This window comes from Shewanella sp. SM68 (assembly GCF_025653925.1).
Classification (GTDB): Bacteria; Pseudomonadota; Gammaproteobacteria; order Enterobacterales; family Shewanellaceae; genus Shewanella; species Shewanella oncorhynchi.
The window spans coordinates 96,361-119,828 of record NZ_JAKKRU010000005.1 but is presented as its reverse complement, the minus strand read 5'-3'; the positions used below and the strand labels follow the sequence as shown (position 1 = coordinate 119,828).

Genomic DNA, 23,468 nt, shown 5'->3' with positions numbered 1-23,468 from the left:
GTTTTAACTCGCTTTGTTACCCTCTGCGACAATATGCCGCACCTGCCACACTGAGATGCTCTTTATAATGCAGCGCAATTAATCCAAGTGAATGGAAGACAATAAGATGGCTGCAAATTCTGCGTATTTATCTCACCCGTTTAAAACTTCAGTAATTTCCTCATCCCTCGCAATCGCCATGGGCTTATCGCTAGCGCCACAGGCCATGGCTGACGATAGTGAATTAGCCAATATTGAACGCTTAGAGGTCCATGGCCAACAGACCGAAAACCGTAACGCCTTAGGCTCGGCTGAAAATCTACTGAAAGGGCAAGGAGTCGATTTCTCCGAAGCGGGCGGCGTATCCGCCCTACCTATCCTCAATGGCATGATGGGCGATCGCATCAAAGTGCTGGTCGATGGTGCGGACATTACTGCCTCCTGTGCAAACCAAATGAATCCCCCGCTGTCCTATATCTCCGCCAATCAAATCACTACAGCCGAAGTTATTGCGGGTGTATCGCCAGTCAGCGCGGGTGGTGACAATATTGCGGGCGTGATCAAGGTTAGCAGCCTTAACCCTAAATTTGGTGAAAGCGAGGCTATCAAGTGGAATAGTGGCGATATTTCAACTGGATATCGCAGTGTGAGTGACACCTTATTACTCGGCACCAACGCCACTGTCGCAAGCAAAAATGTCAGTCTTAGCTATCAAGGCGCCTATGAAGATGCCAACAGCTATAAAGATGGCAATGGCGATAAAGTCATCGATACCCTGTACCGCGCACAAAACCATGCACTGACCGCCGCATGGCGCGATGAGACTCAAGAAGTTGCCATCAAATTGACCCACCAAAATATTCCATTCCAAGGTTTTGCTAACCAATACATGGATATGACGGATAACAAGAGTTACGGTGCCCTCGCCCGTTATCAACTCAAACTCGACGATGACGGTGAATTCAGTGCCCAAGTAAACTGGCACGGCGTGAAACACGAGATGGGCTTTTTCACTCCAGAAAAAACCGGCAAGATGCCAATGAACACTGAAGGTGATGACTACAGCTATCAACTACACTGGCGCTTGCCAATGGGTGATGACAGCACCTTACTGGTCGGCCAAGAATACTATAGCTACCGGCTCGACGATGTTTGGCCTGCGGTGCCTGGCACTATGATGGCGCCCAATGACTACATCAACATCAACGATGGCCAGCGAAAACGTGCCGCCGTTTATGGCGAATGGCAGCAAGATTTAAGTCAAAGCTGGTGGTTATCGGCGGGTGTTCGCTTTGAGTATGTCACCACCAATACAGGTGAAGTCCAAGCTTATAGCAACATGCCTATGATGGGCATGCCCAATGTCGACGCCGAAGCGGCAAAAGCCTTTAATGCGATGGACAGAAAACGTGATGATAATCTGATCGATGCCACCTTACTGGCGCGCTATCAATTATCGACCAATCAACAACTTGAGTTTGGTTTAGCCCGCAAGAATCGTGCTCCGAATCTGTACGAACGTTACAGCTGGGGCCGCGGCACTATGGCGACCACTATGATAGGTTGGTATGGTGATGGTAATGGTTATGTGGGTAATCCGGATCTTAAACCAGAAACCGCCCATACCCTGAGCGCAGCCTACAAATATAACGATGATAGCTGGCAAGTCTCGACCACGGCTTGGTACACAGCTGTAACTAACTATGTCGATGCCGAAGTCATTGGTAGCTTCAATCGCACCAGTTCGCCTGATGGCAAACGCAATATTCTCCAATTCACTAACTTAGATGCCAATCTCTATGGCGCACGTTTTAATGCGCTCTACCAGTTTGCCGAAACCAGCACAGGTAAATGGCAAGTGTTAGGCAAAGTGAATGTAACCCGTGGCGAGCGAGATGAAGGTGATGAACCTTTATATCAAATCAAGCCGTTGCAAACTGAGCTGGCACTGCAACATCAGTTAGGTCAATGGGAAAACAGTCTTTCATGGCAATGGGTTGCGACCAAAGATCGCGTAGATGACCGCCGCCTTGAAAATGAAACCGACAGTTACTCCTTGCTCAATTTGAACAGCAGTATGAAGTGGCAGGATCTGACTGTTACCTTCGCCGTGAATAATCTGTTCGACAGCTACTATGAGCTGCCACTGGGCGGCGTGAGTGTGGCTGAATTTAAGGCCGATAATACCAATGGCTTTAACCAGATTGCCGGTGCAGGTCGCTCGTTTGAACTCAGCGCAAGTTATGCATTTTAACGACTGATTTTAAAGGCACTGTTTTTAACAACATCGTTTTTAACCACATGGTTTTTAACTGCACGGCTTTTAGGTCGAACAGATCTAATCCGAACGTTAAACAAAAAGGGCAAGCAGATTAAGTGATTAATCGCTTGCCCTTTTTTATGCTCAAACCACATTCATGCCACTAATACTAAAGCACTGGCACTAAAACACTGAGACGACTTAAGCGCACTATGCAGCACGGCTGAACGAGTGACACTATGGATTAGTTACCCGCAATCTTCATTTCAGATAACAAGATACCGCCGGTACGAATCGATGAGCGCAGATCAAAATCCTTACTCACGGCTTGCACGCCACGGAACATCTCTTTTAAGTTACCCGCAATAGTGATCTCTTCCACTGGATATTGGATCTCACCGTTTTCAACGTAGAAACCCGCCGCACCACGGGAATAATCGCCCGTTACCATGTTCACGCCTTGGCCCATGACTTCGGTCACAATCAAACCTGTGCCCATGTCTTTCACCAATTCGTCGAAGGTTTGGCCAGTGTGGCCGAGCGTCCAGTTATAAATACCGCCCGCATGGCCCGTGTTGGTTAAGCCTAACTTGCGCGCCGAGTAACTGGTCAGCAAATAGGTTTCTAACATGCCGCGGTCAATAATGCGTCTGTCTTGGGTCGCCACGCCTTCACTGTCGTAGTTCGCGCTTGCCAATGCGCCCAGTAAATGCGGCTGCTCTTCGATATTAAACCAATCGGGGAAGATTTGGGTGTTGATCGAATCCAATAAGAAACTGGATTTACGGTATAAACTGCCACCGCTGATCGCACCGATAAAGTGGCCGATTAACCCTGTGGCGATATCTGGCGCTAATAAAATGGGTAAACGCGTCGTCGCGATCTTGCGCGCACCGAGGCGGCTTACTGTCTTCTCGGCGGTCTTTAAACCTACCGTTTCAGGTGCAAGCATCTCGCTGAATTTACGGGCGATAGTGTAATCGTAATCCCGTTGCATATTGCCTTCGCTATCTTCACCGATCACGCTGCAACTTAAGCTATAACGCGAGCTGCAATAACCGTTTAAGAAACCGTGGCTGTTGCCATACACTTTAACCGCAGTGTGAGCATTGGCACTGGCGCCGTCGGAATTATTGATACGTGGATCGGCATCGAGCGCCGCAGTTTCGGCGCGGATTGCCAGTTGCGCTAACTCATCGGGGGAAATATCTTGTGGATAATACAGTTGAAGATCGCGGATCTGATTTGCCATCAAGGCTTTATCGGCAAGACCACTGAATGGATCCGGAGAAGTATAACGGGCGATATCGTCGGCCGCTTTTACCGCGAGGGCGATGGCCTCTGGACTTAAATCCGACGTCGATGAACTGCCCTTGCAACCATCGCGGTAAACCGTAATTCCTAAGGCACCATCTTTATTAAATTCAACGGTTTCAACTTCTTTTAAACGGGTAGAAACCGACAAACCTTGTTGTTTACTGATCGCCACTTCGGCAGCGTTCGTTCCTAATTTGTTGGCATATTCCAGCGCCACGGCCACCGCATCTTTCAGCGCGCCCAATTCACTATCGATTCTGTTCAAAGACACAAAGCTACTCTTTCGTTGTCGGCAATTGCCGTAGCATAACAAACACAAATCCCATTCACATTAATTATTCGCGGCGGACTTAGGCTTGAGAGAGTATCCTATACCCAAACAACCTGAAGATGCAGGATTCAGCGGGAATTTAACGCACTTTAGGCAAGGCGGTTATTTGCAGACCTAGTGGACTAAGTTAAAAATAACCAACACGGCATAAAGTGCGTTAAAACCCGCCGGGACGGAGCGTCTAGGGCACTCCACTTCCGTGTCGCACCAATTCAAAAGGTGGCCGACATTCTGTCATTGATGCGCCTTGAATTGAAGCACCCTAGGCGCTCTGAAACTCGTATCTTCAGGTAGCTTGGGTATAAACACATTCACCTAGGCGATTTTTGGCTGGAGATGTTATTATTAGCCAGTAAATTACTTGAGGTTTTATCTATATGAAGATTGTTGGTGATTCAGAACATTTTAAACAGCCCTACGACATAGATGAAGATTATGTCAGCAGCAAAACAACGGACAAGCGTGATAGCGAAGCCGTGCAAAAAGTCGGTATGGAGCTTGTTTCACTGAGCAAGACTCAGCTAGATAAAATCGAGCTGGATGAGTTTTTGTACGACGCTATCCTGCAAACACGCAAAATCAAGGTCAATACTGAGGCGTATCGTCGCCACATGCAGTATATCGGCAAATTGATGCGTAATTTTGATATTGAGCCTATCAAGGCTTCACTCGCTATCGTTTTGAATAAAAACAACAACGAGACCGCTAAGTTACAAATGTTCGAAAAAATGCGTGAACGCTTACTCACCCAAGGTGATGATGAGATTCAAACTGTCGTCGAGCATTATCCGCAATTAGACAGACAAAAACTGCGTACTTTGGTGCGTCAAGCCACCAAAGAACTGGCCAAAAGCCCAGAGTCAAAATCATCTAAAGAGCTGTTTAAATATCTACGCAGCGAAATCCAAGACTAATTAACTTCAGCCCCACAAGGATGTTGCTTATGCGACTTAGCAAAACGTTATCGGTATTTTCTTGGGTATTACTGGGCGCATTAGCGCTCAGTGGTTGTAATGGCGCAGCTGATGGCACCGACACTGACGGAACAACAGACAGCTACAGCTTAACGCTGGGCTATAAAACTGTAGTTAACGGCAAGTGCGCCGATGCAACCACCAATTTAAGCTTTGCCTCCGATACGAGTTTTTGTGCCGTCGCTACCTTAAAAAAGGGTTCGAGTAAACTTAGCGGCCAACTGATTAGCTTCGCTGCGACCTTAGGTACTGTTGCGCCAGCAACAAAACTCACCAATGCAGATGGCGTTGCTGAAGTCATCATTTCTAACCCTGCATTAACAGCAGAAGCTGGTACGGTAACGGCGAGCTATACGCCGTCTGATGCAGACGCATTAACTGCAAGCCGTAACTACGAGTTCGTTGGTTCAGGCAATGGCAACACCATTGAAACACCTAAACTCAGCGCCAGTATTTTAAGCAGCTCAGCCTTAGTCACTCGCTTTAAAGTCGATGAGGCGGTGCAATTACAAGCCATATTGCTCGATAGCGAAAGCAAAGGTATCGAAGGCGCTAAAGTCACCTTTACTGCAGGTTCAGCGGCGCTCAATCCTGCCAGTGCGTTGACCAACACTCAAGGTATTGCGCAGGTACCCTATACGCCAAGTGCAACTGAATTAGGGGCAAATGCCTTAACGGTCACTGTGGACTATCAAGGTCAATCGCTGCAAACCAGCAGTTTGTATGAAGTCTTGAGTAAAGATGCCGTCAACCAAGAAGGCACGCTAAAACTCGGGTCATTCAATGGCGCAGTCTTTACCGAAGGTCAATTGGCGAGCACCTTAACAGCCGATGCCAATGGCAAATATAAAATCAGCGCAGGCGGTAGTTTTGGTGTAAGTGCAAGTTTAGTATTAGAGGCCAATGACGGCACGGTTACGCGAGTACAAACACCCTCATCCATCAGCTTTAGCTCAGATTGCACCACAAACAATAGCGCCACACTCGATACCCCAGTTACAACCTTATCGGGTAATGCGAGCTCGACCTTCCAAGACACAAGTTGCAGTGGCAACAGTGAACGTAGCGACCAAATCATCGCTACAACCGTAGCTGGCAATCAGACGTTAACGGCGAATTTCCCATTTACTCTGCAACGTCAAACGCTTGCCAGCTTAAGTTTTGAGTCGGCAGAGCCTGCACAAATTCGCATCAAAGGTGCGGGCGGCACAGGTTCAAGCGAATCCTCTTTAGTCAGCTTCAAAGTCACCAGCGCCAATGGCCAACCCGCAGCGCAACAGAATGTCAGCTTTACCTTAGATACGGTTGTCGGTGGTTTAAGTTTTGCCAATGGCACTGCGAATGCGCAAAGCCTGACTAACTCCCAAGGTATCGCCAGTGTGCGCGTATTATCCGGTACAGTACCCACGCCAGTGCGCGTAGTCGCTACTGCAGTTGATACTGATACTAAAGAAGTCATCACTAGCCAATCGGAGCAACTGACCGTCAATACCGGCTTGCCGCAACAGCTTGGATTTAGTTTAGCGACGAGTAATGCCAACCCTGAAGCGGGTAATATTGATGGTGAGAAAGTCACAGTGACAGCAAGACTGTCTGATAGTTTTGGCAACCCTGCGCCCAATGACACAACAGTTAACTTTACCAGTGAAGGTGGCCAAATAGAGCCAAGCTGCTTAACTCAAAATGGTGTCTGCAGTGTGACTTGGACATCAAGCGATCCAAGGCCTCAAAACCATCGCATAACAGTATTAGCCTACGCTTTAGGTCACGAAACCTTTTTCGACACCAATGGTAACAACCAATTTGATACAGCCGATGGTAGTGCCATTGCAAAAGCTTGCTTGATAAATGGCGGTCCTGTGGCTTGCAGTGGTAACGGCTTAGATATTGAAACCTTTCATAGCTCAGGCTTTAGCGATCTGCCGACAGCCTTTCGCGATGATAACGAAAACTTCGCCTATGATAGTGGTGAACGCTATTTCGATAACCTCGCTAGCGACACCTATAAAGGTGCCGATGGCAAGTTTAATGGCCCTCAATGTCAAGGCGCACTCTGCGGGACAGGACAAGCGAATAAGACTTATGTTCGTAAAGCAGTTGTGATGATAATGTCTGGCTCAAAAGCTTATTTCTCCCTATGGCAAGATGGTGTCAAAGTATATGAAGATCGCCTAGGTCAAAATATTCTCAACAATCTTGAGTCTTTAACGGCAATTCCTGCAGGGCAAACATCCGAATTTACCGTAAAGTTCTACGACAGTGCCGATCAAATTATGCCCTCTAGTACAACGCTTAATATCGATGCGGATAAAGGGGAATTGCTATCAACGACCTATACTGTCCCTAAAACAAATAGTGCAAATGCAGGCTTGACGGACTTTTCCCTCAAGAATACTGAAACCGCTAGCAGCCAAGTGGTACTAACTGTGAATACACCAAGTGGCGTTGAAACCTTGCTTAAGTTCAATGTGTTGCTGCAATAATAACGAACTGATAGATAATAAAAAGACCCGCGAATGCGGGTCTTTTTATTGGAAGATTTTATTAGAGGATGACAACCCACGCCCCTTCGATCTACTACACATCTTTAGTTATAGCTGTGCATCTATGAGCCATGACTCTCACTAATTTTATAACTCTTAATTTTATAGCTCTACTGCACGGCGTAAACGGAAACTCCGTAAAGCCAAATACAATGCTCCCACAGCCGCCCATATAAGCCCCAGCTCTAATGATTGTGACTCTAAGTTCACCCAAAGCACACCAATAGTGCCGGCGCCACACAAGGGTAATACTAAGTATTGTAAGTGGTCTCTAAAAGATTTATTACGCTGCTCCCTTAGATAAAACTGCACAATCACGGATAAATTCACGAAGGTGAACGCCACTAAAGCGCCAAAATTCACTAAGGCTAAGGCCATTTCCAAATCAAATGAGACGGCAGACAGCGCAAGCGCACCCACCAACAAGACATTAAATGCAGGGGTTCGCCATCTAGGATGGATATAAGCAAACCCTTTACGTGGCAACATATTATCCCGCCCCATCACATATAAAATCCGTGCAACCCCAGCATGGGCAGCCATACCGGATGCCAATACGGCAACTGTGGTCGCGACTAATACGATGGACTGGAATAGATTACCACCCACATAGAGTGCAATTTCAGGCAATACCGCATCAAGCTGTTGAAAGCGGGAAATATCGGGGAAATAGAGCTGCAAAAAATAAGACACTCCAACAAAAATCACGCCACCGAGCAAAGCCGTCAACACAATCGCGCGAGGAATAACACGTTGAGCATCTTTAGTTTCTTCAGTCAGTGAACTTAACCCGTCAAAGCCGAGGAAGGAGAAACACAGAATCGTCGCCCCTGTGAATAATGGCGCCATCGCCATATTATCGGCATAAAATGGTCGCACACTCGCGACGACACCTTCGCCTTCACCGAAGGAAATGCTATAGGCCATTAGACCAATGAACACCACAATAATGGCGATCTGTGCAAACACTATCACCCCATTAAAGTTCGCGACGAGATCAATCCCCTTGAGATTAAGCAAGGTCATTATGGTCACAAGAGCGAAAATAAAGATCCAAGGTTCGACGCTGGGAAACATGGCGGTTAAATAGATTTTTGCGAGCAACATATTGATCATTGGCATAAACATATAGTCCAGCAGCGATGACCAACCCACCATAAAACCAACATTCGGGTTAAAGGTTTTTTGAGCATAAGTGTAGGCTGAACCCGCATAGGGATATTTACGTACCAAATGACCGTAACTAAACGCGGTAAATAAAATCCCCGCCAATGCGAATAGATAAGACGTAGCCACATGGCCAGAGGTGATCTCGGAAACAATACCAAAGGTGTCAAAAACGGCCATCGGCGTGAGATAGGCAAGCCCCATCACCACCACTTGCCATAAGTTGAGGGTCTGCTTCAAACCTAGATTTTGTTGGCTCATCAGCACACCCCCATTGTACAGGGTTGAACACCTAAGCACGCATCTGCAATTAGTTTTTTCTTGCGGCTAACCGTCTGCACTCTAGGTTTAATGGCTAACGCAACAACTTGATTTACAACAACTACCGACAATCCGGTACACAACAGCCCCATTGGTCTTTCCTCAGTAAAATAGGTTCAACTGAACCTCATATCATTTCCGGATGTTTACCGGCCTCAATTGTTTTAAAACACATACGCCATAAATAAAAAATAACCGAGATACTGAGTATCTCGGTTATTTTTTCGGCGCGCATTCTCCCCCAAAACCAACAAGAAGACAACCCAATAAAAATATTAAGTGATCCGCAATTTGTGATGGCTTAGCGAAAAACGACAGAATTCAAGTACAAGACTTGATATCAACTCACTATCCTCAATCTGCTTTAATCAGAACCAATATCTCCCTTTGTCGATACATTAGAAGAATCACCAGCAGCACTGCGCAGCAAGGTTTGTAATTGTTGTAGCTCGAGTCTGATGGCTTTCAACTCCTCGTGCATTTGTCTTTGTTCCTGCTCCAAGACTTGTTTGTCCTGCTCACGCTCTAATGCATGCTCTTCGTCACTGAAGGTTTGCATGGTATTGACGATAATCGCAATAAACAAATTTAGCATAGTGAAAGTAGCCACCAGAATAAATGGCACGAAAAATACCCAAGCATAAGGGTAAACTTCCATCACTGGCCGCGAAATTCCCATAGACCAGCTTTCAAGCGTCATTATTTGAAATAGGGTATAAAACGAATCAGCAATGGTGCCAAACCATTCCGGAAACGTACCCCCAAAGATTTTGGTGGCGATCACCGCAAACACATAATAAATCAACAGTAATACCGTGGCGATCGATGCCAATCCTGGAAGTGATCCCAACAGAGCTGACACGACCCGTTTCATTGATGGCACAATTGTTAACACTCTCAGCACCCGCAACACCCGTAGCGAACGCAGTACAGCCAGAGGCCCAGATGCAGGGATCAGTGCAATCACTATCACGGTAAAATCGAACACACTCCAAGGGTCTTTAAAAAATTTCCCCCTGTAGGCATAAATCCGCAGCAATAACTCCACGACAAATACACTCAGCAACACCTTATCAAGACTCATCAACAAAGTACCGTATTGCGCCATCAGGCTGGCTGAGGTCTCCATACCTAACTGCACCGCGTTGATTAAAATCAATGTCAAAATAAAATGACCAAACCAGTTTTGCTCAACCAAGCTAATCACTCGTGCCTGCAAACCCGTTGGTACGTTAAGTAAAGATGTACTCATGTCGACTCCTATAATCACAATTGCGGCGATTGTAGCGAGTGCGCTTTCAGATGCCCAGTTTTTACGGTGGGTTAAATAACAACAGGGTTAAATGCAGTGGATTGAGCAAGATTTAGATAATATGAACAGCAACTTTTATGAGGGGGTGGGTAAAACATCATTACGTCCTCAGTAAACGATTAACACTCGCCAATAAATATAAATCTAAGGTATCGCTAAAAACTAATGGGTATCAATCAGCAACAACTTCGTTCTTCGCTTAATCCCTAACATCGCTAGGCCGAAAAAGACCGCAAATAAGCCCCATAGTTGCAGCCATTTTGGCATCACACTCGCCCAACTTGCACCCATTTGATTGAGTTCTAGCATACCCATAATCGCGGGTACGGCAGGAATAAACTGTGAGCCGAGTACTAAAGGTTCTGGGATCAGTGCTATCGGCCACACAAAACCTGACACGAATAGAATAGGCATAGAGATCAGCAGTAGCACTTGGGTGGGTAAATCGCGGCGGGTGAACAAGGTACTCATGGCAACACCTGCAGCGGCGGTAGCCAGTAAAAACGGCAATAACCACAGCGCAACTAAGCCAAGGCTCGCTTGAATACTCACGTTATACCAGTGATAACAATAGCCCACATAAAAGCTGGTAAAGAAGATATAAATCAACATGAAAGCAAGAATACGACCACAGACTAATTGCACCGGTGACACCTGCTGCCAATACCCTTTATGCCGCCATTGCCCAGCCCCTAAAATGCCAGTACCTATGAGTAAGGTTTGGTGCAAAATCAGCAAGAACAGTCCAGGTACTACATAGGGCGTATAACCTAGGCTCTGGTTAAAGGCAGGAACACTATTAAGATGAAGCGAGTTTAAACTCTCTTGGGCCTGCTTAGGATTTTGTCCTTGAGCAAGCATGCCAATCAATTGCACTTGTTTTCCCGCATCCATTCCAGCGCTAACTAAGCCTTCAACAACCGCGGAATAAATCAAAAAGTAACTAGCATCACCGCCATAGCTTAACGTCACACCTTTACCGAGCAATAAATCGCGGCGGAATCCTTCAGGGATCACGAGTAAGCCGTGGGCCTTACGCGTCTCAATAAAACGCTTCGCCTCGGTAATCGAACCGACTTGGCCTATGACTTGAATTTTTGCGCTGGCATCGGCATGACGGATCAATTGACGGCTTAGGGAAGAATGATCTAAGTCCACCACGATCAGTTGTTGCTCGGTCGGCACTTGATTCAGATAGGGCAAAGGATACAAAACCGAATAAAATAGTACACCGCCAAATAAGGTCACAGCGATCGCTTTATCGCTAATAATGGCCTTAAATTCAGTGAGGATCAGTCGCCACAGACTGAGCTGACGTGGTGTGTTTGCGTGTTCGCTATTGGATAAATTCATCCTATTGCCCCTTCGCAGATATAGCTGCGTCCGAGTCATAAACCGTCACTGAAGCATTGGTGTTAACTGTGGTAGGCAGTAATTTACGCGACAGGAAATATATCAAAGGTATCAGACAGATAAAGCCCCAATAAGTGGTGATTTGGCTCGCCACACTTGGCCAAGTGGCGCCATAACTCACGATACTAACATGGGACTCAATATAATGGCTCGATGGCATGATAAGTCGCCACCACTGGGCTAATTGCGGCATTTCGTGAGTCGGGAAAGTAATGCCCATAAAAGCAAACGCTGGCGCAAATAAAGCGGTACAAAAGCTGATGACCCGCGCACTGTCACGCATCACTACAAATATTAATAACACTAAGCTCCAGACTGCCAATAACATGACTAATTGCGCGAGCAATAATAGGGCTAAACTCCCCGCCATCGGCAGAGCAAGATACAAATACAGCCAAGCTAAAATAAAGCCGCCCTGCAGCATCAATATCGGCGTAAACAGCACCATTTTCGCCCACACTTTAGGCCAAAAATGTTTAGTTAAGATATTCGACATACCATCGGCCTGAGTGGTAGGCACTAAATGCAGCTCTCGATTTAAACTGTTTGCCATCACTAACATAGATAACAACTGCCACAGCGCAATCAGCACTGGCGGTACTAAGAAACCTATGTAGTTGTTATTTCGGTTAAACAGGGCTGTTGTTTGGCTTTTGACTGGGCTTAAATTCACTGCGACTTGGGATTTTGGTGTACCATTTGCGAGCTGCTTTAAACCCGCCACTTGTTGTAATCCGTCGCCTAAACTCAGCTGAATTTGGCTTGAGAGTAACTTACCCACCAGCAAAAATTGACTGTTGTAGCGCACATCAATTGTAGGCTTATGGCCTGTAAGTAAATCCTTTTTCATATCATAGGGAAAAACCACAATAGCGTAGACTTTCGCCTGTTGCATCGCGCTTATCGCCGAGGATAAGTCGGTAAAACTTTGCGGATCGGTAACTGGATTTGCCTTAAGCTGACGGGTCAACATGCGGCTCAATTGACTATGATCTTGGTCGACAATCGCCACGGGCAGTTGCCTTGGCAGACCTGCACTGAATAACCACCATAAGCATAAAATCCCCAGTAGTGGAATATAACTTATCAGCGCTAACTGCCAAGGGTCATGCCATAGGGCACGCAGCTCACGGCGAACTAACGCTGTGAGCAACGCCATAAAGCTTATGCTCGATGGCTGTAATTCGTCCTTAATCTTGTCCGCCGCGTTGGCGTGAGGCGTACGTTCAGTCACGACTTTTACTCACTGCGCAGCAGCACAGACATGCCGACACGCAGATCGGTAATCGGCTGGTTTGGACGCAATTCCACCTCAAAGGTACGCATATCAAAATCATGGCCACTTTCAGTCGAACGCCAAGTGGCAAACTCACCCATCACGCTGATATGGGACACAGTAAAATCCACATCCAGCCCGAGTGCCGGAATCGTTAATTGAATTGTTTGACCTTTTTTGAAACGTTTAAGTTGGTCTTCTCGCACTTGGAACACGGCCCAAGCATCCTGCATATCAATCAAACTAACAATCGGAAAACCACTGGGTGCCAATTCACCCGCCTGTAACAGCACGTCGCTGATCTCACCCGATTTAGGTGCGCGCATTTGGCTATCTTCCATAATGGCGCTAACTTCTTTCACTGCACCTTCAGCCTTACGGGCATTACCTGCAGCAGCCACTTTGGTTTCCGTCCGCGCGCCTTCTTCTGCCATTTGATACATGGCTAAGGCAGCTTGTTCTGTGTATTTTGCCGCTTGCCATTGAGTAAAGGCTTCATCGCGTTTTTGTCTTGCCGCCACACCTTCGTTAAATAAGTTTTCGACTCGGGTATAGGTGGTTTTAGCGAGCGTTGCCGCCGCCTGCGCCTTGAGCCATTGCTCCTTGGCTGCCATCACTTCTTGGCTGCGAGCACCATTGTTGGCTTCAAGCTGCATCGCCTTAGCGGCATCACGGCCACCTTCGGCCTGCATTAACTTTGCATCTAACTCAGGACTGCGGATCGCGAATAATAAATCCCCTTGGGCCACACTATCACCGCGGCGCACGAGCACTTGCTCGACTCGGCCTGGCACCTTGGACGAAACATTGTACTCACGGGCTTCAATCTGGCCCTGCAACAAACTCGGCTGCGGGCTATAAGCGAGCTTGAGTCCATAGGCTAAGATAAGGCCTAATGCGACCAACGCCACAAGGGCAAGTATTCTGTTAGCGCGCATTGTTTGTCTCCTGCACTTGGGTAGGGGCTGTGGTACGACCGATAAATTCATCTAGTTGACCACTAATGGCCATTAATCTGGCATAGGCTTGCACATAACGATAACGGGCAGCCAATTGCTGAGTTTTCACTGCGCTCAGTTTCAGCTCCGCATCGACTCTGTCGATAGAGGTTGAAAGCCCTTGATTAAAGGCGATTTCCCTAAGACGCAGGTTTTCAATAGCAAGTTCGAGCGAAGTATCGAGCGCCGTCACTTCTTCCTCGGCCTGTAATAATTGGCGATAGCTTTGATCCACCAGCAGGCTCAAGTCTTGTTTAGTTTGTGCCTTGGTATAACGAGCTTGTAAGAGTGCACTTTTCGCCGCTTCGACCTTACCGCTACGGCCATCGCGGCTGATCAGTGGCACATTGACCCCAACCCCAACCATCCAGTCAGGTGTGATGCTCGTCAAGAGTGTGTCTTCTTCATACAAGGTGTAGTTACCGAAGAGGAAAACCGTTGGATGGTATTTACCTTTTTCCAACGCTATTAAACCGTTCGCTTGCGTTTCTTTCGCTTCGAGCAATTTGAGCGCCGGATGTTGGCTCAGGGTAATTTGGCTGAGTTGAGCAAATGAAGGAGCCTGCGGCAGTACAAATAAGGGAGAATTTGTGCTCACCTGACTTTGCTGTAGCATACGAGCCAGCGCGATCACTGCCATTTCGTGTTGCCGACGAGCACTGCCTAAATTGACTTTAGCATTGTCTAGGGCGACCTGCGCATTGAGGCGCTCAACCTTCGCAATTTGCCCTTCGCGCTCTAGTGCTAAAGCATGATCAACATGCTTAGCTAACGAGCCAACCAGATCGGTCTGAGTATTCACCAATGCCAACGTCACATCGACAGCGTAATATCTATCCACCAGCAGGGTAAATAAATCACGAGTAGCCAATTGTAATTCTTGTTGCTTCTCGGCCACCATAGCCGCATGTATACCTTGAGCCGCAGTGATCTGTCCGCCCGTATAAATCGGCCACATTGCCTGTAAGCTGGCGCTAAAAATATCTTGTTCACTTAAGGGCAGCGGCGGAATACCCGCAATAATGCCGCCAAGCGATGGCGGGATAGAAATCACAGAATTTAATTCTTTCAGATCAAACTCAATCGGTTTATCCAAATGAATATAGTTACCGCGAATGTCTAATGAGGGCAAATTTAAGCTCTCGCCCGCCTCTTGTTCACCCTTAGCGCGGTTAACTTCCTGCGATTGCGCTTGCAACTTGTCGCTCACCTTCAGCACTTGCTGCCAAGCATCAGTAAAGCTAATCGGCTGAGCATAGCCAGCCGAAGGCAATGATAATAGGCACAGCCAGACTACACGTGATAGTTTCATTAACACCTCTAGAGTAGTTACTCTAATTTCCTTTGCGAATGATAACATTCATGGTGGGTAGCGACTAGAACCCATAAGCGTAAGGTTCTAGGTTTTATGCTGTTCCGCCCACGGTGAGCTTATCGAGTTTGAGGGTCGGTTGACCCACACCCACAGGCACACTTTGACCATCTTTACCACAAACGCCCACACCTTGATCTAAAGCCATATCGTTACCGACCATAGAAATCTGGCTCATAGCCTCAGGGCCATTACCGATTAAAGTGGCCCCCTTAATGGCTTGAGTAACTTCACCATTTTCAATCAAATAGGCTTCGGATGCGGAAAACACAAACTTACCCGAAGTGATATCGACTTGGCCACCACCAAAATTAGGGGCATAAATGCCTTTCTTCACCGATTTGATAATCTCACTGGGATCTGACTCACCGGCCGTCATATAAGTATTAGTCATACGTGGCATAGGCAAATGTGCGTAGGATTCGCGGCGACCGTTACCCGTTGGCGCAACACCCATTAAGCGAGCATTGAGTTTGTCTTGGATGTAACCCTTTAAAATACCGTCTTCAATCAATACGGTTCTTTGGGTTTGTACACCTTCATCGTCGATACTCAGTGAACCACGACGATTAGGCAAGGTGCCATCGTCGACCACTGTCACTAACTTAGACGCAACTTGCTGACCAACCTTGCCGCTAAAGGCACTGCTGCCCTTACGGTTAAAGTCGCCTTCCAAACCATGTCCAACCGCTTCGTGGAGCAATACACCGGGCCAGCCATTACCTAAAACCACAGGCATTTCACCCGCTGGTGCATCGATGGCGTTAAGGTTAACTTGCGCTTGACGCACTGCTTCGCGGGCAAAGGCGAAACACATAGGTAAACCTGTGTCATCGCTTGCCATTAAAACACCGTAGTCATGACGACCACCACCACCGGCGCCACCACGTTCACGTTTACCGTTTTCTTCCAAAATCACGCTACAGTTAAAGCGCACCAGAGGACGGATATCGGCCGCCAGAGTGCCATCACTCGCAGCAACGAGGATTTCTTCGTGCACCCCAGCAAGGCTAACCACCACTTGAATAATCCGGCTATCTAGACTGCGAATAAAAGCATCGGCTTCTTTCAGCAGGTTGATTTTTTTGACTTCTTCCATCGCCGCAATTGGATCTAAGCTGTCGTATAACGCCAATGCTTTTTGACGTTTAAAGGCTTGCACTTGAGTCTGCTCACCCGCACTAGCAATGCCACGGGCAGCCTGTACTGCAGCGCTTAAGGCGGCAGGAGTGATATCGTCGGCATAGGCAAAACCCGTTTTCTCACCGCTGATGGCCCGCACGCCCACACCGCGTTCAATATGGAAACTACCGTCTTTGATGATGCCGTCTTCCAGCACCCAAGATTCGTGGCGACTACCTTGAAAATAGAGATCGGAATAATCGATTTTGTGCTGATGTATGGTGTTTAGATAGGTTTGCAGGCCCTCTAACGCTAACCCATTCTTCAATAAACTTTGCTCTACTTGTGCTAAAAATGGCATCTATGCTCTCTTTGACCCCAAGGGATCTTGATATTCTGAGTGTAAATTCGGTGTACTAATTCTATGTGTTAATGCTGCATATCGGCTCAAGCGCAAATTCAGCATTTCAACTCGTCTGCTGGCTATTAGCACATTATTTCAAGCTTGGTTCAAGGAAACGATTATGCTGCATGACGGGCATTTTACTGCGAATACTGTGCAGTTCGGTTAAGTCGACCTCAGCCTGTACCCAACCTGTACCGGTTTTGAGTTCAGCCAAAATATTCCCCCAAGGACCGACTATCATGCTCTGCCCCCAAGTTTCACGGCTGCCTTCGTTATGCTGTCCCCACTGAGCTGCAGCAAGAATAACGCATTGGGTTTCAATCGCTCTGGCCTGTAGCAATACTTGCCAATGGGCTTCCCCCGTCACCTTGGTGAAGGCAGAAGGGACAGTAATAATCTCGGCACCCGCAAGGCGCATCGCCCTAAACAAGTCGGGAAAGCGTAAATCATAACAGATGGTTAAGCCAATTTTGCCAAAAGGTGTATCGATAACACTAATGTGATCACCGGGGCAGAAGGTTTCGCTCTCGCGATATTGTTTTGTACCATCGGCAACATCCACATCAAAAAGGTGCAGTTTATCGTAATACCCTAAAGTATCACCTTTATCATCAAACAGATAACTGCGACTATAGACACGACCATCCTCAGCCAACGCCGGAATAGTCCCCGCGACCATAAACACCCGATACTTGGCGGCCAGTGCACTTAACGCCGATTTGAGCGGACTCTGATGAACATCGCCCGCATAGGCAAGTTGCTGACTTTCATGGCCACCAAACAGTAAACTGCATTCGGGCAACACGACTAAATGGGGCGCATCGACATCCCGTTTGAGTTCGTTAAGCTGCGATTCGATAAACTGCAGATTGGCGCTGACGTCGCGACTGCTCTGACATTGCAACAGGCTGATGTGCATTTTGCTCTCCCTGAATTTGCTTAATCGATTCTACTGCTGGCTGATTCTCTGGTGTGGCAGGCGTGTTCGGCGCTTCAGGCGAAGGCGTCGCTTGAGGTTGCTCCCGCTTTAAATCGGGTGCTTTAATTTGATCTGTTGCTGGCTTTAGCTCTTCTGACTTTGATTCTTCAGATCTGGCCTCTTTAGGCTTAACGTCTTGTGGCTCGAGCGCTTCTGGTTGTGTTGCTTGAAGCTGTGGCTCAGATTTAGCGTTGCTTGGTTTGACTTCAGTTAACTTAGTTTCAGTTGGCTTAGCTTCAGTTAATTGAGCCTCGGTCGATTTAGTCTCTATCGGCTGAGTGATATCGGCGTTATGACTCGCGGCTTCGGTCGGCACCGCTGGGCGCTCAACGCCAACCACAGGTAAAATAGATTCTGGAATTTCAATCTCTTTACTCTTTCGCTCTAACTCTTCGACCACAGGCTCAGCCATAGTCCCAGTCACCCGAAAACGAATTTCTGAAATCACTTCAATCACAGGCTCAAGCACTTTTGTCAGGGCAAAGGCCCCCAGACCCAGTGTCCAAGCGCTGGTACTGAGCAATACGACAGTTGGCACACTTGAGGCCAATTGCGGCACAAAGCGGATATCGTAATTCAAACTTTCAGTGGTGAGATCCGTATAGCCACGCACCTTCATATTACCCGCGATGGCATCCATTTCAGTGTCAGTGGTTTTCACCACGCCATTATCAATCTGCAAATTGCCATTGAAAGAGTTGAAATACATGCCCTGACCGAAGACATCGGTGAAATCCAGCGACAGTTTACGCACCAAAGAATCTAAACTGAACAGGGAGAAAATCCGTGCGCCCTTGTCACTCACCTGAGATAAGTGGCCTTTGCCTAAGTTGAATTTCACCTTGCCATTTAAGGTTTCGAGGGAGAAGGCATAGGGAGCACCTTGCCAAGATAAGTCCGCATTAACCTTCAAGGGGGCTTCATTAACGCCAGGCTCTATACCCAATTGAGCAGATAGATAACTAAACTGAGTGGCATTTAACTCAACACTGAGGTCAGTTTTATTCTGTCCAGCCTGTTGCTGCCAAATGCCACTGCCCTGCAAATTGACATTGGGCGTAGTTAAAGACAATGTTTGAATCTTATATCCTGCCGCTTGTGGGCTCGCCTGCAAAACGAGCTTTCCAAAGGATTTATCGAAGAAACGAAAATCTTCCACATTCACTGCAACTGGCGGCAAGTTAGTGAGCACTTGATCACTGGCAAAATCGGCATCCGTGTTCGACTTTACCTTAGGTGAAAAATAAAATTTATTCGCCACAACTTTGAGACCTTGAGTTTTCCAATTTGGATAGAAATCGATCCAACCGTCAAATTCGTTGGCAACGGTATTAAAACGCCATCCCGTCTCGTTAGGCTTAGCATTAAGCCTAAGCTCCGTCAGTTCTTGCCCTAAAAGATCGAGCCGACCGATATGAGAATCGATACTCGCCACCGCGGGAAATAAACTTTTATGTGGAATATCATCAACTAAAATGCCCGTTTTCGGTATTTTCTCTTGACCAACAAAGGCATTAATCACAGGTAACCATTCGGCTAATTTGGCCTTACCGAGATCGATTTGAATATGACCTTGTTCCGTATTTCTGGCTTCATCCTCACCAAATAAACGCCCCAATAACAAGTCAAAATAACTAAAATTTGCGCCTTTATCGGCATCGAAACCACCGATAAACTCGGCATGACTGGCAAGTTTGACATCGAGCGTCGCATTATCTTGATCGCCAACAAACTCGGCGACTAAAGGTCGTGGTTCATTTTCGGGTTTAGCAAAGTATCCAGGGAGTAACAGTTGCGTCCCCAGCATATCCGAAGTCACTTTGGCTTGAATTTGATAACCTTGCTCAGTAAATAGCATAGTCATAGCACCGTCCCAACTGATTTTGCCCTGATAAAAATCACTCAAGGGATTGTGCAATTCATCGGGGAGACGACTGAGATCCCAACGACTTTTCAGCGAAAGATTAAGGCCAAAATCTTTACCTTTAGGCTGAGTGTCGAAAGTTAAACTAAGCGGTTGTTCGAACAAGCGCGCTTTGATGCCTTTTCCTGTCACAACCTCATTCGCAAAGTCGACAACACCAGTCACGCCATGAAGTTGAAGCCCTGGCTGAGCAATATATACCGGTGTGTTATCAAAACGGATTTGACCACGAATATCTTCAGCTTCACCTTCATACAGTGGAATGCTGATGTCTAAAGTGCCAGTGACAGCACCTTGCACTTGCACGACATCTAAGGTTTTACCTACTGAGTTCGCCAAAGGTGAGGCTTGTAACACCTTAGTCGCCGCACTGCCTTGAGTAGCAAGTTCGGCTTCAATCCTTAGCAGCGTCTGTTCACCAATGGCGGGAATAAATACATGGGCCCCTGTGGCATCCACATTCATCAGCTTGCCTTGGTTTAACCAAAGATCCATGCGGGTATTTTCAAACAAAGCGTTAAGGGACAGATCTGTTACCGCTGGCCAGTCGGGTTGAAACTGAAATTGGGCATCTGTTAAGGTAAATGCTGCCTGAAATACGCCGCTATTATCGTCGAAGGGAAAACCACTTAACGGACCACGCCAAACAACTTGCGCATCTTGGGTCTGACCCGCTTTAAGCCCAGTATCCAAATACTCGGCCAGTGATTCACCCATCGCCTTATTGGGGAAATACTTGTCGGCATTAGCCACATTGTTGATACGAACATTGGCCGCCAGCGCCATGTGTGCAGCACCGCTAAAGTCCAAATTCAATGCCGCATCAACACCGATATCTTCGTTTTCAAGCTGCAACTGAGGCACATTTAAACTCAGATGTTCAGTATCGAATTGACCATCAATTGGCGCACCATTGAACACTAATGGCGCCGAAAATTCATCACCAAAATCAAGAGTGTACACTTGTTCAGGTAGAGAGAAATACAACGTCTTATCTTGCCAGCGCAGGTTCACATCTACAGGATGAGTATTGGGAATACCGTCAACCTTCTGCCAATGCAACTGCTTCACTTCGGTACTGGCGAGCAAAGGCTGGTCGGCTTTTTGATACAGGCGGATTGGTCCAATATTCGCCTCGGGAGCTAACGCATGCCATTGACGTAATACGGCTCTATCGACTCCAGGAAATAGCGGCAGCAGCGGCAATAGACTCTGAGTATTAACTTGATTCACATAGGCAAATAATTCATCGTTTTGACGCTTCGCGGCCAGCGTTAATGCCGGCCAATGCTCACCATTGGTGACAAAATCCAGTCCTGAACTTTGCACTTCCCAACCCGTCTCCTTTGGCTGCCAGACAATATCGCCCGCTTGAATTTCAAATTTCTGCGGCTCTTGCTTTAATGTCCATTGCAGCCAGCTCGGCTCAAAATGAACCATAGCAGAACTGATGCTGCGGTCGGCAAACGTAAGCCAAGCCTTAAGATTGACAACCCCTTCTAAGGGTAACTTTTGAGTGGAATCATAGGGATTAGGCTGACGTGAAGCCCATTCACCTAAATCCAAAGAGTTAGCCGCCAAATAAATCTGCCCAGTCAAACTGTCGGGATTTGCACCATCGCCCTTGATATCTAACTGTAATCCGAGAGACTCATGCTTAGAGGCATTATCATCGAGATACAGTTCCCCTGCACCGCGGTGACGTTCACCCTGATTGCGCCAGTTCAAATGACGGATATGGATCGGGCGAAACTCTTGGTGCATGCTCAGCAATTGCACTGTGGCATTGGTTAAGGAGAATCTATCGAGTTGTTTGAGTAACAGGGCATAAAGCCAATCGAGTTGCGGGGCTTTATTAATTGTGGCGGGATCGTTCTCGGTAAGCTTATCCATGTCTAAAGCGACATGGACACCCTCAAAATTGACATCTTCGATTCGTGGGGTGAGCGTGAGCAGCGATTGCCAAAAATCTAACTTCACTTGTACGTTCTTGATCATCAAGGTCACAGGCAGTTGTTCCTGTGGCGGGATCACTAAGTCATCGATGTTAAGTGCAGGACCAAATGCCTGCCAATGGGCGGATAACTCCCCCACTTGCACATCGACTTTATATTCGCTTTTTACGTAATTCACCAGTTGCTGGCGAACTTCATCAACCTGCGGTAATAAACCACGGATCAAACTGACGGCAAGCGCAAACAAGACCAAAATAAGCGCCAGAAATTGCCAACAAAAACGGCTAAATTTTTTTGCAGTAAAAAACGTAGCCACTACATCATCACCACATCGTATTTGTGCTGTGAGTACATAGGCTCATTTTGCAAACGGATGCGCTTACCTATGTAAACCTCAAGTTCAGCAATAAGATGATTATCATCGGTATGCAGACTTTGATACACGGCAGGCGAACAATACAACAGGAACTCATCAGCATCGTAGGCACGGTTTAAACGGATTATTTCGCGAAAGACCTCATAGGAAACCGTCTCGACTGTCTTCATGCTCCCCGTGCCATGGCAGGCCGGACATTCGCCACAGACGACATGCTCTAAACTTTCTCGGGTACGCTTACGGGTCATTTCGACTAGACCTAACCCCGAAAAACCACTCACATTGGTTTTCACCCTGTCTTTAGACAAAGCGCTGGTTAAGCTACTAAGAACACGAGCCTTATGATCCGCCGTCATCATGTCGATAAAATCGATAATAATGATGCCGCCGAGATTACGCAGACGTAACTGCCTCGCTATCGCTTGGGTCGCTTCGAGGTTGGTATTAAAAATGGTTTCTTCAAGATTCCTATGCCCCACAAAGGCGCCGGTATTGATATCCACAGTCGTCATGGCTTCGGTTTGATCTATGATCAAATAGCCACCAGACTTGAGCTCGACTTTACGGCCGAGTGCACGTTGAATTTCGTTCTCCACATCGTAGAGATCAAAAATAGGCGCAGGTCCTGAATAGTGCTCAATCTTATCGGCAATCTCTGGCATAAACTCCTGCGCAAAAGACTGCAACTCGGCAAAAGTGCGGCGAGAATCCACTTGAATACGGTCCAGCTCAGTACCGACAAAATCACGCACAATGCGCACAGGTAAGGCTAAATCTTGATACAGGAGCGACACACCACTGCGTTTACGTCGCTCACTCACCTTTGACCAAACTCGGCGTAAAAATGCCGCATCTTGGGATAACTCATCTTCCCCTACGCCTTCGGCGGCGGTGCGGATAATAAAACCACCGTCATCATCAACATAGGGCAAAGTAATTTGTTTGAGGCGACTGCGTTCTTCTTCTAGTTCAATACGCTGGGAAACACCAACATGGCTAGAACCTGGCATAAAGACTAAATAACGGGAAGGCAGCGTGATATCGGTCGTTAGGCGTGCGCCCTTAGTGCCCAGCGGATCTTTAACCACTTGCACCATAATGTCTTGCCCTTGACGGACTAACTCGGCGATATCACGAACAACGAAATGACCTTTCTCAACATCGGCGACACACTCAGTGTGCGGTACTATGTCGGACGCATGTAAAAAAGCCGCTTTATCTAAGCCAATATCGACAAAGGCGGCTTGCATACCGGGTAACACACGGCTGATTTTACCTTTGTAAATATTCCCCACTAAACCCCGTTTCATCCGGCGTTCAATATGGACTTCTTGCAGCACACCATGCTCAACTAAAGCAACGCGCGCCTCAGATGGAGTTACGTTGATCAGTAATTCTGAACCCATCTTGCGCTGTATTTTATTTGGATTTAAGCGACTGGTA

Annotated in this window: 14 protein-coding genes; 3 read left to right on the top strand and 11 right to left on the bottom strand. The window is 47.1% G+C overall.

Going from position 1 to position 23,468, the window contains the following annotated elements; translation table 11 throughout:
- Positions 1-106: 106 nt before the first annotated feature.
- The gene (locus tag L5M40_RS10320) at positions 107-2,233 is read left to right on the top strand and encodes a TonB-dependent receptor (protein WP_263256623.1); all 2,127 of its coding nucleotides are present in this window, start codon (positions 107-109) and stop codon (positions 2,231-2,233) included.
- A gap of 250 nt (positions 2,234-2,483) precedes the next feature.
- On the opposite strand, the gene pmbA is transcribed toward L5M40_RS10320, so the two are convergent.
- Positions 2,484-3,827, bottom strand: a complete 1,344-nt coding sequence (pmbA, locus tag L5M40_RS10315; RefSeq protein ID WP_105251299.1) for a metalloprotease PmbA — start codon at positions 3,825-3,827, stop codon at positions 2,484-2,486.
- Positions 3,828-4,264: 437 nt separating this feature from the next.
- Between pmbA and yjgA the strand changes: the two genes are divergently transcribed.
- Positions 4,265-4,801: a ribosome biogenesis factor YjgA gene (yjgA, locus tag L5M40_RS10310; protein ID WP_198573074.1), complete on the top strand. Its 537-nt coding sequence runs from the start codon at positions 4,265-4,267 to the stop codon at positions 4,799-4,801.
- A gap of 29 nt (positions 4,802-4,830) precedes the next feature.
- A complete protein-coding gene (locus L5M40_RS10305) occupies positions 4,831-7,344 on the top strand; it encodes an Ig-like domain-containing protein (protein ID WP_263256621.1) in 2,514 nt (837 codons plus the stop codon).
- Between the two features lie 162 nt (positions 7,345-7,506).
- Here the strand turns inward: L5M40_RS10305 and L5M40_RS10300 are convergent, their stop codons facing one another.
- The 10 genes from L5M40_RS10300 to rng form a co-directional block, all read right to left on the bottom strand.
- Complete coding sequence (locus tag L5M40_RS10300) at positions 7,507-8,832, bottom strand: APC family permease (RefSeq protein ID WP_105251296.1); 1,326 nt, start codon at positions 8,830-8,832, stop codon at positions 7,507-7,509.
- A gap of 424 nt (positions 8,833-9,256) precedes the next feature.
- A complete protein-coding gene (locus L5M40_RS10295; RefSeq protein ID WP_219234506.1) occupies positions 9,257-10,144 on the bottom strand; it encodes an ion transporter in 888 nt (295 codons plus the stop codon).
- 222 nt (positions 10,145-10,366) lie between these two features.
- A complete protein-coding gene (locus L5M40_RS10290) occupies positions 10,367-11,557 on the bottom strand; it encodes an ABC transporter permease (protein WP_219253730.1) in 1,191 nt (396 codons plus the stop codon).
- Between the two features lies 1 nt (position 11,558).
- Entirely contained in the window at positions 11,559-12,776 is a 1,218-nt protein-coding gene (locus tag L5M40_RS10285) for an ABC transporter permease (RefSeq protein WP_263256669.1), read from the bottom strand.
- A gap of 80 nt (positions 12,777-12,856) precedes the next feature.
- Positions 12,857-13,831: an HlyD family secretion protein gene (locus tag L5M40_RS10280; protein WP_263256620.1), complete on the bottom strand. Its 975-nt coding sequence runs from the start codon at positions 13,829-13,831 to the stop codon at positions 12,857-12,859.
- On the bottom strand, positions 13,821-15,203 hold the full coding sequence (locus tag L5M40_RS10275) for a TolC family protein (RefSeq protein ID WP_263172904.1): 1,383 nt from the start codon (positions 15,201-15,203) through the stop codon (positions 13,821-13,823). Before L5M40_RS10275 ends, L5M40_RS10280 begins: the two co-directional genes overlap by 11 nt.
- A gap of 94 nt (positions 15,204-15,297) precedes the next feature.
- Positions 15,298-16,746 carry a metalloprotease TldD gene (tldD, locus tag L5M40_RS10270; RefSeq protein WP_105251291.1) on the bottom strand — a complete coding sequence of 483 codons (1,449 nt, stop codon included), beginning with the start codon at positions 16,744-16,746 and terminating at the stop codon, positions 15,298-15,300.
- A gap of 133 nt (positions 16,747-16,879) precedes the next feature.
- Entirely contained in the window at positions 16,880-17,710 is an 831-nt protein-coding gene (locus tag L5M40_RS10265; protein ID WP_263256619.1) for a carbon-nitrogen hydrolase family protein, read from the bottom strand.
- Entirely contained in the window at positions 17,634-21,965 is a 4,332-nt protein-coding gene (locus tag L5M40_RS10260) for a YhdP family protein (protein ID WP_263256618.1), read from the bottom strand. The genes L5M40_RS10265 and L5M40_RS10260 overlap by 77 nt, the downstream gene beginning before the upstream one ends.
- On the bottom strand, positions 21,965-23,431 hold the full coding sequence (rng, locus tag L5M40_RS10255; protein ID WP_168825804.1) for a ribonuclease G: 1,467 nt from the start codon (positions 23,429-23,431) through the stop codon (positions 21,965-21,967). Before rng ends, L5M40_RS10260 begins: the two co-directional genes overlap by 1 nt.
- Between the last annotated feature and the right edge of the window lie 37 nt (positions 23,432-23,468).

Excerpts from the sequence above, each read along its gene's own strand:
- L5M40_RS10320 (WP_263256623.1), top strand. The coding sequence starts at position 107 with ATGGCTGCAAATTCTGCGTATTTATCTCACCCGTTTAAAACTTCAGTA.
- yjgA (WP_198573074.1), top strand. The coding sequence starts at position 4,265 with ATGAAGATTGTTGGTGATTCAGAACATTTTAAACAGCCCTACGACATA.
- L5M40_RS10305 (WP_263256621.1), top strand. The coding sequence starts at position 4,831 with ATGCGACTTAGCAAAACGTTATCGGTATTTTCTTGGGTATTACTGGGC.
- L5M40_RS10300 (WP_105251296.1), bottom strand. The coding sequence starts at position 8,832 with ATGAGCCAACAAAATCTAGGTTTGAAGCAGACCCTCAACTTATGGCAA.
- L5M40_RS10295 (WP_219234506.1), bottom strand. The coding sequence starts at position 10,144 with ATGAGTACATCTTTACTTAACGTACCAACGGGTTTGCAGGCACGAGTG.
- L5M40_RS10290 (WP_219253730.1), bottom strand. The coding sequence starts at position 11,557 with ATGAATTTATCCAATAGCGAACACGCAAACACACCACGTCAGCTCAGT.
- L5M40_RS10285 (WP_263256669.1), bottom strand. The coding sequence starts at position 12,776 with ATGGCGTTGCTCACAGCGTTAGTTCGCCGTGAGCTGCGTGCCCTATGG.
- L5M40_RS10280 (WP_263256620.1), bottom strand. The coding sequence starts at position 13,831 with ATGCGCGCTAACAGAATACTTGCCCTTGTGGCGTTGGTCGCATTAGGC.
- L5M40_RS10275 (WP_263172904.1), bottom strand. The coding sequence starts at position 15,203 with ATGAAACTATCACGTGTAGTCTGGCTGTGCCTATTATCATTGCCTTCG.
- tldD (WP_105251291.1), bottom strand. The coding sequence starts at position 16,746 with ATGCCATTTTTAGCACAAGTAGAGCAAAGTTTATTGAAGAATGGGTTA.
- L5M40_RS10265 (WP_263256619.1), bottom strand. The coding sequence starts at position 17,710 with ATGCACATCAGCCTGTTGCAATGTCAGAGCAGTCGCGACGTCAGCGCC.
- rng (WP_168825804.1), bottom strand. The coding sequence starts at position 23,431 with ATGGGTTCAGAATTACTGATCAACGTAACTCCATCTGAGGCGCGCGTT.